Raw genomic sequence first — 17,079 nt, 5'->3', positions numbered from 1 at the left:
TATAAGCACAGTACAACGCTTTACTTACTTTTACGAATACCAATTTGCAGACCGTTTTACAGCGCTCGATAATTATAGCTGCTGTTATTATCCTTACCCAACATGAAAAAGCCCTTAACCAAATGGTTAAGGGCTTTTACTTTTACAGAAAAGTTATCTGTTTAACTCACTCATTCACGGCTTGCTTGACTGTTTCTTTCGCGCTTTGTGCATCTAACAAGTTTAAATCGAAGTCGAACTCATCCACTCGGATTGCTTTTTCACGCTTGCGATTGTAATCAACCAGTTTTGCGTACTCTTCTTCGTTGATAAGGTTACCAACGAGTGCATTATCTAATGTTTGCTCGAAACGAACACCAGGTTGGATCTCGCGCTTACGAACTGCCTTTTTAACTTTGGCAAGTAGGTCAAGGCAACCCATCTTAGCTTTATATGCTTGCTCATTGATATCATGACCATCACCTGCGGTAGGCTTCACAAGATGAGTAAGCTGCGCTTTGATTGGCGTATCCATTTGCGCTGCGGCGGCTAACTCTCTGATCATATCATCATTAATTTTAGGCATTTGTTTGCCACTAAACTGCATCGTGATCAAACGCATAAATTTACGAGTACCACTTGCCGGGAAGTTATCTAAGAACTTATGGAGCGCTTCTTCTGCACTGATAAGTGCATGCCTTGTCGCATAATGGAAATAAGGCGCTGCTTGCTCACGCTCTGCTACCGCTACTTTTTGCTCATAATATTTGATTGAAGCCATCGCTGCATATAAGTGACTCATTACATCACCCAGGCGTGCTGACAGCATTTCTGCTTGTTTCAGTTTTCCACCTAACACGAGCAACGAAAAGTCTGCGTATACCGCAAGCTTAGCTGCTAATCTATGCGCGGCTTTTTCATACGCACGCACTTCAGGTAATGGTGATTTTGCATCCGCGGTGAAAGGCATAAGGCCATATTTGAAAGCACGCAAACTATTTGCAACGCTGTAGCTAACCGTTTTTGTCAAAATACCACGGAATTTACTGTCGGCGTCTTTCTCTTCGCTGTGAATAGATTCAACCATCGACTGTAAATATGGGTGACAACGCATTACACCTTGACCAAAGATCATCAAGTTACGCGTTAGAATGTTTGCACCTTCTACGGTAATCGCTATTGGCTGGGCAACATAGCCGCTTGCAAGGGTATTCTGAGGACCATTTTGAATAGCCTTACCTGCTAGGATATCCATTGCAGAGTCCAATACATCACGCCCAGTTTCAGTCATGTGGTATTTTGCGATTGCTGTTACAACTGATGGCTTAAGGCCCATACCTAAACCTTCTGTTGTTAATACCCGCATCGCCTCTTGCATATAAGCTTTACCTGCAATATCCGCAAGCTTTTCTTGAATACCTTCAAACTGGCCGATCGAAAGGCCAAATTGCTCACGTACCGCTGCATATTCAGATGCCGACTTCAGTGCGACTTGGCTAGTTGATACACCTAGTGCTGGTAAAGAAATACCACGTCCAGCACCTAAGCAGCTTACCAACATCTGCCAGCCGCGACCGATATTCTTCTGGCCACCGATGATAAAGTCCATCGGAATAAAGACTTTCTCACCACGAGTTGTACCATTATAAAAACGGATCCCCATCGGGTCGTGACGGTTTCCAAGTTGTACACCCGGATGGTCATGTGGAATTAACGCACAGGTGATACCGAGCTCTTTCTTACCGCCCAGTAACCCCTCAGGATCCAATACTTTAAATGCTAAACCTAGTACCGTCGCAATCGGCGCAAGTGTGATATAACGTTTGTCCCATGTTACTTCAAGACCAAGTACTTCTTCACCGTTGTGCATGCCTTTTTTAACAATACCTTGGTCCGGAATGCCACCGGCATCAGAACCAGCTTCAGGGCTTGTTAGCGCGAAACACGGAATATCACGACCATTTGCTAAGCGAGGAAGGTAGTGTGCTTGCTGCTCTTTAGTACCATAATGTAACAATAACTCACCCGGACCCAAAGAATTAGGAACCATCACCGTTACCGCTACCGCAGAGGATTTAGTCGCAATCGTACCTACAATCGTCGAGTTTGCATAAGGGCTAAACTCAAGACCACCGTACTCTTTTGGTATGATCAAAGAGAAAAATCGCTCTTTTTTCAAAAATTCAAGCACATGCTCTGGCAGGTGTTTACCATTTTGAATTTCCGAGTCATCAATCATACCCATTAATTCTTTAACTGGACCTTCTAAAAAGGCTTGCTCTTCTGCACTGAGCTTGGCTTCAGGTACAGCACGTAGCGCCGAAAAGTCAGGCTTACCTTGATAAATTGACCCTTCTAACCAAACATCTCCAGCATCTAATGCTTCTTGTTCTGTGATTGAAATGCTTGGGAGGATCTTTCTTAAATTCGTTCTTAGGCTCATAATTAACTCATCCGACCAGATAGATATACCTACATTACGGCATAAAAATTCGTTTAGATCAATTACTCTACTTAACTTTTTAACGGCTTTTTTATTGAGTTATCGAGTGATTAATATAAATGACTGCGAAATTAATGGCTTACATCTGTAAGTCGAAAAAAGTAAATTACTGTTCTTAGGGGAAAAATAGGAGTGAACGAGGAGCTTTGACAGCCTGAACAGTTCTAGACTGACATTTTATCTATAATCAAGATGATTCTTTGACGCGAGCACTGCCTTTAAAACAGTGCGATTTTTGCTTTACATAACTGTTCTATCGTAGCCGGTGAAACAGCGACTTCGACTCCGCGTTTGCCTGCACTAACGTAAATTTGCTCAAATGCTAAAGCACTTTCATGTAATAATGTAGGCAGCTGTTTTTTCTGCGCAAACGGGCTTATGCCACCAATTAAATAACCGGTTACCTTTTGCGCGTTCTGCTGATCTGCAAGCTGTGCTTTTTTACCCTTACATGCTTTAGCAAAAGCTTTTAAATCCACTTGTTGTGTGGCAGGAGAAACTGCTACATGCAATTTACCATCAACTTCAATCAACAGTGTTTTGAATACTTTTTCTCGCTCTAGGTTTAGCTTTTTCGCCGCTTCATTAGCAAAGTCTTGGTCGTTAGGGTCGTGCTCAAATTGCAGCACTTGGAACGCCACTTTCGCCTTTTTAAGTAGGTTAATTGCAGGTGTCATTACAAACTCCTTTTACCAGAGATCGGTTTCAGTTATATCAAGAAACAAACGCTTATGCTATCGCCTTACGATGAAACCGAACACTCGCCAAAACAAAAATGCCCGCTATCGCAGCGGGCATTTTCAAACAACCTCAGGTTACTTAGTTAAGTCATCAAAGAACTTCTTAACACCGTCAAAGAAGCCTTGTGCTTTAGGACGGTTCTTACCATTGTTTTCACCCATCGACTCTTCAAATTCCTGCAGAAGCTCTTTTTGGCGCTCGTTTAAGTTTACTGGCGTCTCAAGGACTACTTTACAAATTAAGTCGCCTACAGCACCACTACGCACAGACTTTACGCCTTTACCACGCATACGGAACATTTTGCCTGTTTGGCTTTCTGATGGAATTTTCAGTTTTGCGCGGCCATCTAGGGTCGGCACTTCAATCTCGCCACCGAGTGCTGCCGTCGTGAAGCTAATTGGCACTTCACAATATAAGTTATTGCCATCACGTACGAAGATTGGATGCTCTTTTACACTCACTTGTACGTACAGGTCGCCGGCTGGAGCACCATGCGCACCCGCTTCACCTTCGCCAGACAAACGTACTCTATCACCCGTATCAACCCCAGCTGGGATCTTAACATTGAGCGTCTTGGTTTTTTCTACGCGGCCTTGTCCATGACAGCTGTTACATGGATCTGAAATAATCTGACCTGTGCCCTGACAAGTTGGACAGGTTTGCTGTACCGCAAAGAAGCCTTGGCGCATTTGCACTTGACCTGCGCCATGACAGGTTGTACAAGTTTTAGGCTTAGAACCGGCTTTCGCACCACTACCATCACATGGTTTACAGCTCACCCAAGTTGGTACTTGGATATCAACTTCTTTACCTCGGACTGCTTCTTCTAGGCTTAACTCTAAGTTATACCTTAAATCTGCACCACGCTGTTGTCTTGATTGACGGCGGCCACCGCCACCAAAGATATCACCGAATACGTCCCCGAAAATATCGCCGAAGTCGCCAGCACCGCCAAATCCACCATGACCAGCACCACCGCCTTGTTCGAAAGCTGCATGGCCGTATTGATCATACATCTGGCGTTTTTGACTATCAGTCAATACCTCGTAAGCTTCTTTTACTTCTTTGAATTTCGCTTCGAGCTCGGTGTTACCTGCAGTACGATCTGGGTGATATTTCATTGCAAGACGTTTATACGCCTTTTTAATGTCACGTTCACTGGCGTCTCTTGCAACACCTAATACTTCATAATAGTCAGGTTTAGACATTTTTATCACACTACTCTTTCTTGGCAACTTATGTTGTTGCAAACTCTGCTGAGTTCTGTCGCTTGCAAATTAATGCGAGACAACAGTCTAATTTATAAACACGTAGGGCGCGACAAGCCATACAGCCAGCGCGCCCTCCTTCAAGACCTACAATTACTTGTCGTCTTTAACTTCTTCAAATTCAGCGTCAACTACGTCGTCGTCTTTTTTCGCTGAACCTTGTTGGGCACCTGCATCACCACCAGCTTGTTGAGCTTGCGCTTTAGCTTGAGCGATTTCCATTAGCTTTTGAGATTTCTCTGCTAGTGCTTGTGTCTTAGCATCGATTTCGTCTTTGCTGTCGCCCTTAATTGCCGTTTCTAGCTCGCCAAGTGCAGCTTCAATCGCTGTCTTGTCGTCAGCTGGAAGGTCGTCACCGGCTTCTTCAACCTGCTTACGTGTAGCATGAACAAGTGCATCAGCTTGGTTACGAGCGCCAACTAGCTCTTCAAACTTCTTATCTTCTTCAGCGTTTGCTTCTGCATCACGTACCATTTTTTCTACTTCTTCGTCGCTTAGACCTGAAGAAGCTTGGATTGTGATCTTCTGCTCTTTACCTGTGTCTTTGTCTTTCGCTGACACATGTAGAATACCGTCTGCATCAACATCAAAAGTAACTTCGATTTGTGGAACACCACGCTGCGCTGGGCGAATACCTTCTAAGTTGAATTGACCTAGAGACTTGTTATCGCTTGAACGTTTACGCTCACCCTGTAGTACATGAATTGTTACTGCAGACTGATTGTCTTCTGCTGTTGAGAAAGTTTGCGACTTCTTAGTAGGGATAGTCGTGTTTTTCTCGATTAGCGCAGTCATTACTTGACCCATAGTCTCAATCCCTAGAGATAGAGGACAAACGTCAAGTAGTAGTACGTCTTTCACGTCACCCGCAAGTACACCACCTTGAACCGCAGCACCAACTGCTACCGCTTCATCAGGGTTTACGTCTTTACGAGGCTCTTTACCGAAGAACTCTGCAACTTTCTTCTGTACAAGTGGCATACGTGTTTGACCACCAACTAAGATGATGTCATTTATGTCGCTTACAGAAAGATCAGCATCAGCAAGTGCACGTTTTAGCGGCTCAATTGATTGCGCAACTAAGTCTTCAACTAGTGACTCAAGTTTTGCACGAGTTAGCTTAACGTTCATATGCTTAGGACCTGTTGCATCAGCAGTAACATAAGGTAGATTTACCTCAGTTTGCTGTGCAGATGAAAGCTCGATTTTCGCTTTTTCTGCCGCTTCTTTAACACGCTGCATCGCTAGCGGGTCTGTTTTCAGGTCGATACCTTGGTCTTTCTTAAACTCTGCAACTAGGTAGTTGATAACGCGGTTATCGAAGTCTTCACCACCTAGGTGAGTGTCACCGTTAGTTGCTAGAACTTCAAAGGTGTGCTCGCCTTCAACTTCATCAATCTCAATGATTGAAATATCGAATGTACCACCACCTAAGTCGTATACCGCAACTACGTTGTCGCCTTGCTTCTTATCCATGCCGTAAGCAAGTGCTGCTGCTGTTGGCTCATTGATAATACGCTTAACTTCAAGACCTGCGATACGACCAGCATCTTTTGTTGCTTGACGCTGTGAATCGTTGAAATATGCAGGAACTGTGATAACAGCTTCTGTTACAGGCTCACCAAGAAAGTCTTCAGCTGTTTTCTTCATTTTCTTAAGAACTTCAGCTGAGATCTGCGGTGCAGCTCTTTTCTCGCCACGCACTTCAACCCACGCGTCACCGTTGTCCGCTTTTACGATGTTGAAAGGCATGATGCTAAGGTCACGCTGTACTTCTTCATCTTCAAAACGACGACCAATTAGACGCTTGATCGCATAAAGTGTGTTTTTAGGGTTGGTCACTGCCTGGCGTTTTGCTGGCTGACCTACTAGTGTTTCACCATCATCTGTAAATGCAATAACAGAAGGAGTAGTGCGGTCGCCCTCGGCATTTTCAATAACGCGCGGCTTATCACCATCAAGTACCGCTACGCAAGAGTTAGTAGTACCTAAATCGATTCCAATAATTTTACCCATGAATCATCTCCGACTTCAAAATTCGTTGTTCAGTTAGTTGATTTGATAAATAAGGTCACCGATTTGTAATTCAAGCGTCACAACTAAAAAAAATGAAAAAAATTGAAATTTTTTTTGCTTTTCGAACGTTTCGGTCAAAAAAACGCCCTTAATTGCTTATTTTGAAACAAGTGGAGAAGAAAATACGACGCACTTGACGCTTGATTACCTGGTTAGACCAGTTATGCTAAATGCAACATAATAAGTAATGAGAAATGACAACATGACATTTGATGAAATTATTCAGTCGGAGCATTTACAGCAAGCGCAAACACAAATGACTTTTCCTGCAAGTTGGTGTCAAGGCCGTACTGCGTTTGGAGGATTGTCTGCAGCAATAGCGGTGCAAAGCATGAAGCATCAACTGACAGAGCCTCGTCGACTGCTCTCTGTGAGCGTTAACTTTGTCGGGCCACTACTAGAAGGCGCACCATTTACAGTTGCAACAACCATTTTGCGTAGCGGAAAAAATGCGACCCAAATGCAAACTCAACTGATCCAGTCAGGTGAAGTTTGTCTTATTGCTATCGGTTGCTTTGGCAAGGATAGAGAATCCGCTATCCAAGTTGCAAATGCGGATAGCCCTACTCTTTCAGATGTCAATCCAAAGGCAGTTCTTCCATACCAAGAAGGTGCGATGCCCGCGTTTTTCCAGCATGTCGCGCTCAATGCACAACAAGGTGCTTTGCCATTTTCAGGTGCCCCGTCATCAAACCTTGGTGGCTGGATGCGATTTAAAGCACAAACCACATCGGTAAATGAACTACATACCTTGGCACTTGCTGACTCATGGCCGCCAACGTTACTGCAGATGTGTAAAGCACCAAGCCCTGCCAGCAGTATGTCTTGGTACATAGAATTTTTGTGTGATATTTCACTCGACTCAGAGTCTTGGCTTGGCTTTGAAGCCGTAACCCACCATAGTCAAAATGGTTATGGTATTGAAGATGCAAAAATTTGGTCTCAAGATGGTAAGCTGCTCGCCCTGAGCCGCCAAACCGTCGCCGTATTTGATTAGCATTGATAAATTTGGGCGCATCAAGCAAACTAGCATAAAAGGAAATCAACGGATTTTTGTGTGATTACAGCTTGCCCTGAATGCGATACACTTGTTGAAATAGACTCTATCGAGTCCCAAAAGCGTGCGGTGTGCCCAAACTGTCGATGCGTGTTGTGCCATGTACAAGGACACCAAAATCAATTAGTGCAGGCCTTCAGCTTTTCTGCGTTACTATTTTTATTCGCAAGCTTATTTCCAGACTTTATTTCCTACACGCAACACGGTATCACTCAAGTTGTGAGCCTCTGGCAAGCGCTCATATTATTAGCTGAACATTACAGCTATTTTCTAGCAGGGTTATTTGCCTTTACTATTTTAATTATGCCTGTCGCCGTATGCTCATTACTATTGCTCGCGCACACCGAATATTGGCAAATCATCAATGCGCACAATGCCCGGCATTTAGCAAAATTACTCTCAGCACTGAAACCGCTTAACCTCACAGATATCTTTTTAGTGGCCGTGCTCGTGAGCGCGTTCAAATTAATGTCTTTCGCTGAATTAGAGATGGGCCTTGGGTTTTGGGCCTATATTTTGTTCGTTTTGTGTTTTATTGAAGCCCTCTCACTCTTCGATCATGAGTACATGTGGCGTAATCAGACCCAGTTTAATCGTCACTTGGTCGAGCCAAAAAATTTATCTACTATGCTAAAACGTTGCAAGGTTTGTGGCTATTTAGGTGAAGGTGAAAAGTGTCAGCGCTGCTACGCCAAACTAAAGTACCGAAAGTCTCAATCCACACAGAAAAGCTTAGCTTGGATGCTCACCAGCGTCGTGCTACTTGTACCTGCTAATTTTCTACCCATCATGGATACCATTAGTCTTGGGCTCCATACGCCTGCGACGATTTTTTCAGGCGTTCAAGTGCTTTGGGAAGGTGGTTCTTATCCCGTAGCAACACTTATTTTTCTCGCAAGTATATGTATTCCTATCGCAAAAGCGTTACTATTGAGTTACTTACTTGTACGAGTTAAAAAACCCAAAGACCCAATCACAGCAACAAAGGTGTACCGCTTGCTCGAATTCATTGGCCGCTGGTCCATGATTGATGTGTTTGTGGTGATTATCTTAGTGTCTTTGGTGCAGCTTGGTACGGTGCTAAATGTCGAACCAGAAATTGGTATCGTGTTTTTTACTTTGATGGTGCTTTGCCAAATCGCAGCCGTTAATAGTTTTGATCCAAGATTATTGTGGGATAAAAATAATCAATGACTACTCATGCTGATATAGAAGACAAACCAAAGTTTTCAGTGATATGGATTATTCCAATTATCGCGTTGCTCATCACAGGCTGGATGTTATATCAACATCAGGCAAATAAAGGCCACACCATTTTTATAAAAATGACTGACGCAGATGGCATTATTGCTGGCAAAACCGAGGTGAGAGTAAAAAGCGTTAAAGTCGGATTAGTCGAGTCATTAAAGCTTGAATTAGCGCAAAATGCAGTGGTTGCGAAAGTCAGAATTTTGCAGCCCTATCGTGATTTATTGGCTGAAGATTCATCGTTTTGGGTGGTTAAACCTAGAATTGATGAATCCGGAATCTCAGGCATGAATACGCTACTCTCTGGCGTATATATAGAACTTTCCCCCGGTGAAGCAAAAACACGTTCAAGCATCTTCACCTTGATGGATGAACCTGCATTAATCGGTTCAGAGGTGCAAGGAAAACGCTATCAACTCGTGGCTTCAGATGCCGAAGTTTTAGATGTTGGCTCTAGTATTTTCTTCCGTAATTATAAAGTGGGTCAAGTTGAGTCTGCGCACTTTAGCGTCGAAAGCTTGAAAATGGAGTACGGTATTTTTATCTATTCGCCCTACGATACCCTTATCACAGACAACGCTATTTTCTGGATTAGTTCAGGCATTGACTTTAAGCTATCAACGGAAGGTGTTGAAGTGTCGACAGGCTCTCTTGCAAAAATGATCAAGGGCGGGATTTCTGTAGACTACCCACCAACCATCCCAAGCGGCACAGTAGCGCTCGAAAATAAAACCTTCGCCTTACACAAAAATTTTGCAATGGCCTTAGAACAACGCTTTGATCACTTCGATTATTATCTCATTGAGTTTGAGCAATCAATTCGAGGACTTCGAGCTGGCGCACCAATTGAGTACCGTGGTATGCGAATTGGTACAATAGAACAAGTACCAGCAACTGGTGTTAGCGATGATAGACCATTATACTTTCAACAAAATAACACCTCTGTGCCTGTATTGGTTAAAATTGAGTACGGCCGAATTTACGAAGATGCACAGCTTGCGCAATCATATTGGTCAGAAAATATAGACAAATGGATTAGTAGTGGTCTAAGAGCATCACTAAAAAGTGGCAATTTGTTAACAGGTGCGGTATATATAGAGTTAGACTTTTATCCAAGTGCGGAAGTCGTGAGTTCAAACAAAACGACTATTTACCCAGTATTGCCAAGCGTTTCGAGCGGTATTACAGCACTTTCTGAACAGGTCACAAACTTACTGAACAAGTTAAACGGGTTACCTCTTGAAACAACGGTTAAGGAACTAGAAGGTACTCTTCAGCAACACAGGTTACTAGCAATGGAAATGAATCAACTCGTAGAGTCTATCAATAACAACAAGATAACAGACAAGGTTGGCGGTAATTTAACGAGCTTAAAAGATACGTTAAGCCAGCTCACTTCAAGCTTAAAGCAATTTGAGCAAACCATGACTCAGTACCAAAAAGGTTCAGGCGTTATGGATCAGCTCAATAATACCCTAGAAGAGCTTGAAAGCTTGTCAAATCGCTTAAAGCCCATTTCTAAAGGGTTGAATGAGCAACCTAACATGCTTATTTTTAATAAAGCGAGTGGTACAGATCCACTTCCAAGGAAAAATAAATGAAAACTGGCTTAGTGACATTTTTGCTTCTATTTTGTTTGACAGGCTGTATAACGAATCCACCTCAGCCGGTTAGCTATTATCAGTTAGAAGTAAACAGTGTCGCGGACGAAAAGCAAGCTGAGCTCAATCGCGTTCTCTTGGTTGATAAAGTGCAGCTAATCGAACTGTTCGATCAACAAGCATTAGTGCAATTTCAACGAGATAGTAAAGTAAATATCGCTAATTTTCATTTTTGGGCTCAGCCGCCTTCCGATATGTTGACTTGGAACTTAATAAACGCATTGAATGCAACCGACAAAACCACTGCAATTAAAAGTGATAAGTTTTATCGCAATGCGCAAGAACATCAGCGCCTCGTTTTAGAAATTAATGAGTTTGCAGGGCACTTTGAAAAAGGTGCTGTCATGAGTGGAACTTGGTATCTTTATCAATACAAAGAAGGGAGCTATCAACTAACTCAAGTACAACCATTCCAATTTGAAACAGCTCTTGAGCAGGATGGTTTTAGTGCTCTTGTATCTGCACATCAAAGAAACTTTAATCAACTGACTACACAAATAAGTAAACAATTATAGTTGGCACTCAAACACCACTACGGGTGTAAAGTCGCTCTCAATTATTATTTTGCCAATACGACTAAATCCCACTTTGCTAAGTAGGCTCATGCTACTGCAGTTACTTTCCAATGTAATAGCACCTAATTTGACGTAACCTTCTTCTAATTTAGCATATTCCATAAGCAATCTAGCGGCCTCGGACGCATAACCTCTTCCGGTAAACTCATCTAAAAGCGCGTAACCTAAGTCTGGAATGTTAAAAAAAGGTCTTTGATATAAGCCGCATAACCCAATACTAATATTACTGCTTGCTTCAACTACAATGTAAGCTGCAGGCGCACCGATTTGATAGGGAATAAGATAAGCTTGCTCGATATGCTCCTCAGCTTGTTGTTGCGTTTTTATGCCTTTATCCCTGATATTATCGATAAAGCTTTTTTGATTCAAAAGCCTGAGTAAAAAGCCCGCATCATTCAAATTTGCCTTTCTTAAAAAGATCCGTTTTCCTGCCGCAATCATCATCTAGCCTCCGAACATATTGCAAATAATTTCCCTCTATACTCTAGCATTTGCATTAGTTAATAAAAAAGCTGGGAAACGAATTTGCCCAGCTTTTAATTACGACTGAAATACCGACAGATTACTGTTGGAATTTGACGTTTTTATACATTTGTTCAACCGAGTCTAGCTTAGTTTGCTTCGGTAAATCTGCAAAAGGCTCAGCTTGGAACTTAGCGCCACGTAATTGAATATTTAGTCTAGCAGCATCTTTGTTCATTACAGTTTGCTGATAATAAGCTTTAACATCGTCTAATGTGACCGCTTCAACTGCAGCAATTAACTTAGCTTCTGAGTCAAACGCCATATTTTCTTTGAACCAATCACCAATTAATGGTTGTAGCTCTTCAGAAAGATTTTTTGGCTCTTCGGTTAATGAGACTAACACTGCATTTTTTAACTGCTCGAATGTTGCCTGATCTAACGCTTCTAAATCTTTCGCGTATTCATCTTTATAGGCGTCAAATCGAGCCTGCATGCTCTTAGCATCTTTTACCGGTGTTTGAATATAGAAGCCTAGCGCTGAATATTCGTCAATCGCGACACTCGTTGCACCGACCGCATATGCCAGCTGCTCTTCGGTTCTAAGACGTTCAAAGGCCGCCGTCCTTAAATGCCCTTGAAGCACCATCGCCGCCGCCTTTTGCGCATAGCCTTTGATTGGGTGCACTGCAAAATCGATTACAGCAACATCTGCAACATCAATGTCTTGTTGCCACACAAGTGTCTGCTTTTGCTCTGGTTGCCAATATTTAGCACGCGCGTACTTGGTCACTTTTTGGCGTTTAGGCAGCGCATGATCTAGCGTCTCTTTTAGTGTTTGTAAATCCGTTTTATCGTAGTTGCCATAGGCAAAAACACGAACTTGGTTATTCGTTAGGATTTGATTTTGCACTTTATCTAGATCGGCTAGAGTCAAAGACTTCGCTGCTGATATCAATGCGGAATCATCATAGCTTCCTGAACGGATGAGTTTCTGATAAACACCAAAAGCTTGTCTGAATGGGAATTCTTTTTCTTGGTTTTGAATGCCACGTACGTAACGATCTATGGCCTGATCAAATGCTCGCTTATTCGTTTCTACACGAACACCAGAGAGCGCATCCTTTAGCAATAGCGCTTGTTTATCAGTAAAGCCTGAAATATCTAGCATGACCCCATTTGCAGGAGTCAGCCCTAGATGCATACCAGCGACGCTCGCTTCCGTCATCAGCTTTGCTTTATCCAAGCGGTATAAATCAGCCCAAATCGACAATGCAACCTCGGTTTTGATGTCTTTCAATGCACTTGGGTTATTTAAGTAGATTTTCAGACTACCTTTGGGCTGTTGATAGAATCGCTCACTTGCGGCATGCCAAATCGTTACGCCATCAGCATCAATAACCTTCTGAACGCCCTTTTTCGCATCATCCGCAGATGTTTTTAGTGCGAAGTTTTCAGGTAGCAAGGTATTTACACTAGGAAGTGCTAAATCGAAATTTGCTTCTTCTTTCCATTTATCAAAATCGCTACGCTTTAAGTCTACAATCTGATATTCACCATCATAGAAGTGTAGTTTTGCATCAGTAGGTTCATCTTTACTGATATACCATACCCGCATTTGCTCAGGTGTTAATTGCTTCAAGACGGTATTAACAGCATCAGCATCAAACTGCGCATAGTAGTAGCTCGCATTGATAGCGTGGTTCATTGGGTAATGCTGCATGCTATCCGCAAGGTTACTGACGTAACCAAACTCATCGCCTTTTTCTAAAAACCTAAATTGATTGTTTAGTGACGTTTGGATTTCCTTGAAGTAGCGGCTATCAACCCCTTTATCACGGATCATATCGATATAATCAAGCACTGTACCAGTAATTAACTCGCGTTGCTTCAACCCCTCATCAGTAAGCTGAATATCTATCTGCAATGTCCCGTAGTTGCCGTAGCTGTTTGGTGTCGCAAATGCGCTCAATGATGAAATTAAGCCTTTATCTTTTAGTACTTGAGCTGGACTACCAGCCATTTCATTGCTTAGAAGGTAAGTTATGAAATAGTTTGGCTTAACCGCAAATGCGTTTGCATTGTTTTTGATAGTGAAATCAAGCTGCAGCGTCTTTACGTCTTCATTTGGTTTATAATGGACCAACTTTTGCCCAACGTTGTCGAAGTTAAGCGATTGCTTAACCTCTGGTTTCTTGATATTTTTATTCTTAATTGTTGTAAAGTGCTTTTTCGCCTTTGCCACCATCTGGTCAATCGGCTCGTTAGAAATCATGGCTAACTTCATGATATTCGCAGAGTAGTACTTATCATAAAATGCAACGGTCTCTTGATGTAGCTTACTTCCCTCTTTATCACCTAACGTTTCTAGGTTACCTATTAGAAAGCGGTTAGCAGGATGATCTCCCATCATGTTTCGTGCAAGTTTAAATTGACCAAAAAAATCCATTTCACGACGCATAGACCATTCTGCGTTTACTGCATTTTTTTCCTTTTCCGTGTACTCAGGGTAAAGCTTTGGAGATTTAAAGAAATCAGAGAATCTGTCTAACGCCTCGTCATAGGCGTCGTTGTTCACTTTGAACATATAATTAGTAATATCCAACCAAGTGTAAGCATTGTGTGCCCCACCGTTTTTGGTCATGAACTCAGAATAACCTTTGCTATCTGGATACTTTTCTGTACCAAGGAATAGCATATGCTCAAGATAGTGCGCCATCCCTTGCTGAGACATAGGATCGTGTAGTAGACCAACGCCAACACTCAGCGCTGCCGCTGATTTCGATACAGAAGGATCTGATACCAAAATGACTTCAATGCCATTTTCCAAGGTTAACGTTTGATATTGTCTATCATCATTAGGACTTACAACCAGTTGTTCTGAAAGAAGATTCTCAGTAGTGCCTGAATGATTCATTGAAGAAGTTGTACCACATCCAGTCAAAACTGCTAAGGTAAGTGTGCTAATTGCGAATAGCTTTTTCATAAAACAATCCATTATTGTGATAATTACTTTTTGGAATCAGACTATCATCGTCATTCAACTAAGCTTTTGCAATATAGAAATTTTTTGTTTTGTAACACTTCGTAAACTGAGGAACCTATGCCAACATCCATTTATTTACTGCTCGCCGCGCTACTTTTACAAACTTTACTCACCTTAGTCATTATGGTCATTATGGGAAAACGTCGATTTAAAGCGGCGCGAGAAAAACAGATCCAGTTTGACCAGTTCAAAACCATGGCGCTGGATAAGGCGCCTGAAGAAGTCATTCTGGCGTCTAGAAACTTTACTAATCAATTCGAAATTCCCGTGTTGTTTTTTGTTGTTTCTCTTGCTGCACTCGCAATGAAACTTGTCACATTGTGGTTCAGTATCTTCGCCCTACTGTTTGTTATTAGCCGTACCGCTCATGCTTATGTTCATATCGGTAGTAATCACGTTAGAACACGTTTTCGCCTTTACCTTGCCGGTTGCATCTTTATTGTACTCCAGTGGCTCACATTAATTTTAACACTTATATAACTAAATATAATAAAAACACCATCCGTTTTAGCTAATTATTCTTTAATCTCTGACTCAATTTGTTAGCATGGCGATGGCAAAAAGAACAACAGGGGCAAATAGATGAAACAGGATAATGATATCTGCGATTTTGGACTTCATGCAGGAGAGCCATACTCCACGCTACCAGCTAGCTTTTTAAACTGGATGATAGAAACAGGTCATGCAAAATGTGAGTTAGCAAAGTTTGAACTGGACAGAAGAGTATCTGCGGTTGTACAAAACACCAGAAAATATAGTAATTTTGAGTGTTAGCACTATTAAAATAATTATAATGTTCTAGAATACGCGCATAATTTATCAAATAGCTTCTAAATTATGCGCAACTTACTTATTCTTTCAACGGCTTTGCTATTATCAGCATGCCATTTCTCCTCCCCTAAGCAGTCGCAACAAGCAGAATACCTAACCGTATTACACACCAACGATAATCATGGTCGTTTTTGGCAAAATGAAAAAGGTGAATATGGTATGGCTGCCAGAAAAACCTTAATTGACCAATTAACGAGTGATGCCGAAAAAGCCGGACATGCCGTTATATTGCTTTCTGGAGGCGATATAAACACGGGTGTACCTGAATCTGATTTACAGTTTGCTGAACCTGATTTTAAAGGAATGAGTAAACTCGGATATGATGCCATGGCGATTGGTAATCACGAATTTGACAACACCCGTGATGTGCTAGCGAGACAAATTGAGTGGGCAAACTTCCCTGTACTGTCAGCAAATATTCTTGATAATACAAATCAAATGCCTGCATATGAACCTTACACCATCATTGAACGCGCTGGGCTAACCATTGCTGTCCTTGGGCTTACGACAATTGATACCGTTAAAATTGCCAATCCCAAGCATGTTCACGGTTTGACTTTTATTGAGCCGTTAGCAGCCACAGAAAGCTGGGTTCCTAAAATTAAAGCCAAATATCACCCGGATATGATGATAGCAGTCACACACATGGGCCACTATCACGGAGCCAACCATGGTATCAATGCACCTGGTGATGTAACGCTCGCGCGTCAACTTCCTATAGGCACACTTGATTTGATTGTTGGTGGACATTCTCAAGAGCCGGTATGTGTCGATGACAATGGTAACGAGGATACAGCTTTTGCTCCTGGCAAAACATGTAAGCCAGACAATCAAAATGGTGTTTGGATTATGCAAGCACATGAATGGGGTAAGTATGTGGGTAAAGCCGTCTTTAGAATTGATGGTGATACAAAAACCTTGATTAGCTACAACTTAATCCCTGTAAACTTAAAAGATAAAGGCGGCTCCGTGATTGGTGAAACGATTCAAGAAGATCCGCAAATGCTTGCTTTTTTAAAGCCATATCAAGAAAAAGGACAAGCGCAAATTGCGGGTGCGGTAGGATACGTGGATAGCTTCTTAGATGGCCGTCGCAGTACGGTTAGATTTAAGCAAAGTAACCTTGCCGATCTTATCATTAATGCACAAATGGCAGCTGTTGAAGCTGACTTTGGCATTATCAGCGGTGGCGGGATCCGTGATAGTATTGAGCAAGGCGATGTCAGCTACAAAGATGTACTGAAAGTGCATCCATTTAAAAATCGTATTACTTATATAGACTGGAAAGCCAGCGATCTTATTGACTATTTAAACATTGTCGCTAAGTTCCCACCAGACTCTGGTGCTTACTTACAGTTCCACCATATTACGTTTGATATCAAAAACGATAAGGTAACCAATGTTAGAATTGCGGACGAGCCAATAACTAACGATAAGACCTACCGTATGAGTTTGAATAGCTATAACGCATCTGGTGGTGACGGTTATCCAAAGATTAACCACCTTCCTGAATATACCGCCACCGATCTTACTGATGCACAGGTCCTAAAAGATTACTTCCAAAAGAATAGCCCAATAAAGGCTATTGATTTATAAGGCAGCAATTCTGTAAAGCGATGTAAGTCATCGCTT

At 42.1% G+C, this 17,079-nt stretch carries 13 protein-coding genes; 7 read left to right on the top strand and 6 right to left on the bottom strand.

The features are described from left to right. Positions 1 to 166: 166 nt before the first annotated feature. The 4 genes from B1L02_RS19880 to dnaK form a co-directional block, all read right to left on the bottom strand. Entirely contained in the window at positions 167 to 2,422 is a 2,256-nt protein-coding gene (locus tag B1L02_RS19880) for an acyl-CoA dehydrogenase (RefSeq protein ID WP_088532520.1), read from the bottom strand. Between the two features lie 278 nt (positions 2,423 to 2,700). Then, positions 2,701 to 3,159 carry a Cys-tRNA(Pro) deacylase gene (gene ybaK / locus B1L02_RS19875; RefSeq protein WP_088532519.1) on the bottom strand — a complete coding sequence of 153 codons (459 nt, stop codon included), beginning with the start codon at positions 3,157 to 3,159 and terminating at the stop codon, positions 2,701 to 2,703. Positions 3,160 to 3,297: 138 nt separating this feature from the next. Then, complete coding sequence (gene dnaJ / locus B1L02_RS19870) at positions 3,298 to 4,431, bottom strand: molecular chaperone DnaJ (protein ID WP_088532518.1); 1,134 nt, start codon at positions 4,429 to 4,431, stop codon at positions 3,298 to 3,300. A 153-nt stretch (positions 4,432 to 4,584) separates the two neighbouring features. After that, positions 4,585 to 6,507, bottom strand: a complete 1,923-nt coding sequence (gene dnaK / locus B1L02_RS19865; protein WP_088532517.1) for a molecular chaperone DnaK — start codon at positions 6,505 to 6,507, stop codon at positions 4,585 to 4,587. Positions 6,508 to 6,769: 262 nt separating this feature from the next. On the opposite strand from dnaK, the gene B1L02_RS19860 reads away from it, so the two are divergent. From B1L02_RS19860 to B1L02_RS19845, 4 genes are read left to right on the top strand one after another with little or no spacing between them, the layout of a single operon-like run. Further along, positions 6,770 to 7,564 (top strand): acyl-CoA thioesterase, encoded by a 795-nt coding sequence (locus B1L02_RS19860; protein WP_088532516.1) that lies wholly within the window; start codon positions 6,770 to 6,772, stop codon positions 7,562 to 7,564. Between the two features lie 60 nt (positions 7,565 to 7,624). Then, positions 7,625 to 8,818 (top strand): PqiA/YebS family transporter subunit, encoded by a 1,194-nt coding sequence (locus B1L02_RS19855; RefSeq protein ID WP_088532515.1) that lies wholly within the window; start codon positions 7,625 to 7,627, stop codon positions 8,816 to 8,818. Continuing rightward, complete coding sequence (gene pqiB, locus B1L02_RS19850; protein WP_088532514.1) at positions 8,815 to 10,473, top strand: intermembrane transport protein PqiB; 1,659 nt, start codon at positions 8,815 to 8,817, stop codon at positions 10,471 to 10,473. Before B1L02_RS19855 ends, pqiB begins: the two co-directional genes overlap by 4 nt. Beyond that, on the top strand, positions 10,470 to 11,048 hold the full coding sequence (locus tag B1L02_RS19845) for a PqiC family protein (protein ID WP_088532513.1): 579 nt from the start codon (positions 10,470 to 10,472) through the stop codon (positions 11,046 to 11,048). Before pqiB ends, B1L02_RS19845 begins: the two co-directional genes overlap by 4 nt. On the opposite strand, the gene B1L02_RS19840 is transcribed toward B1L02_RS19845, so the two are convergent. Together B1L02_RS19840 and B1L02_RS19835 are read right to left on the bottom strand one after the other, a co-directional pair. Continuing rightward, entirely contained in the window at positions 11,043 to 11,552 is a 510-nt protein-coding gene (locus tag B1L02_RS19840; protein WP_088532512.1) for a GNAT family N-acetyltransferase, read from the bottom strand. The two genes, B1L02_RS19845 and B1L02_RS19840, sit on opposite strands and share 6 nt — an antisense overlap. A gap of 118 nt (positions 11,553 to 11,670) precedes the next feature. Further along, complete coding sequence (locus tag B1L02_RS19835) at positions 11,671 to 14,556, bottom strand: insulinase family protein (protein ID WP_088532511.1); 2,886 nt, start codon at positions 14,554 to 14,556, stop codon at positions 11,671 to 11,673. Positions 14,557 to 14,673: 117 nt separating this feature from the next. On the opposite strand from B1L02_RS19835, the gene B1L02_RS19830 reads away from it, so the two are divergent. The 3 genes from B1L02_RS19830 to ushA all read left to right on the top strand — a co-directional run bounded on the left by B1L02_RS19830 (position 14,674) and on the right by ushA (position 17,043). Beyond that, positions 14,674 to 15,096 carry an MAPEG family protein gene (locus tag B1L02_RS19830; protein ID WP_088532510.1) on the top strand — a complete coding sequence of 141 codons (423 nt, stop codon included), beginning with the start codon at positions 14,674 to 14,676 and terminating at the stop codon, positions 15,094 to 15,096. Between the two features lie 102 nt (positions 15,097 to 15,198). Next, positions 15,199 to 15,390, top strand: a complete 192-nt coding sequence (locus B1L02_RS19825) for a hypothetical protein (RefSeq protein WP_088532509.1) — start codon at positions 15,199 to 15,201, stop codon at positions 15,388 to 15,390. Between the two features lie 63 nt (positions 15,391 to 15,453). Beyond that, entirely contained in the window at positions 15,454 to 17,043 is a 1,590-nt protein-coding gene (ushA, locus tag B1L02_RS19820) for a bifunctional UDP-sugar hydrolase/5'-nucleotidase UshA (RefSeq protein ID WP_088532508.1), read from the top strand. The last annotated feature ends 36 nt before the right edge of the window (positions 17,044 to 17,079 follow it).

Origin of the sequence: Pseudoalteromonas piscicida (genome assembly GCF_002208135.1) — a bacterium.
Taxonomy (GTDB): domain Bacteria; phylum Pseudomonadota; class Gammaproteobacteria; order Enterobacterales; family Alteromonadaceae; genus Pseudoalteromonas; species Pseudoalteromonas piscicida_A.
This window is presented reverse-complemented; position numbering and strand designations above follow the sequence as displayed.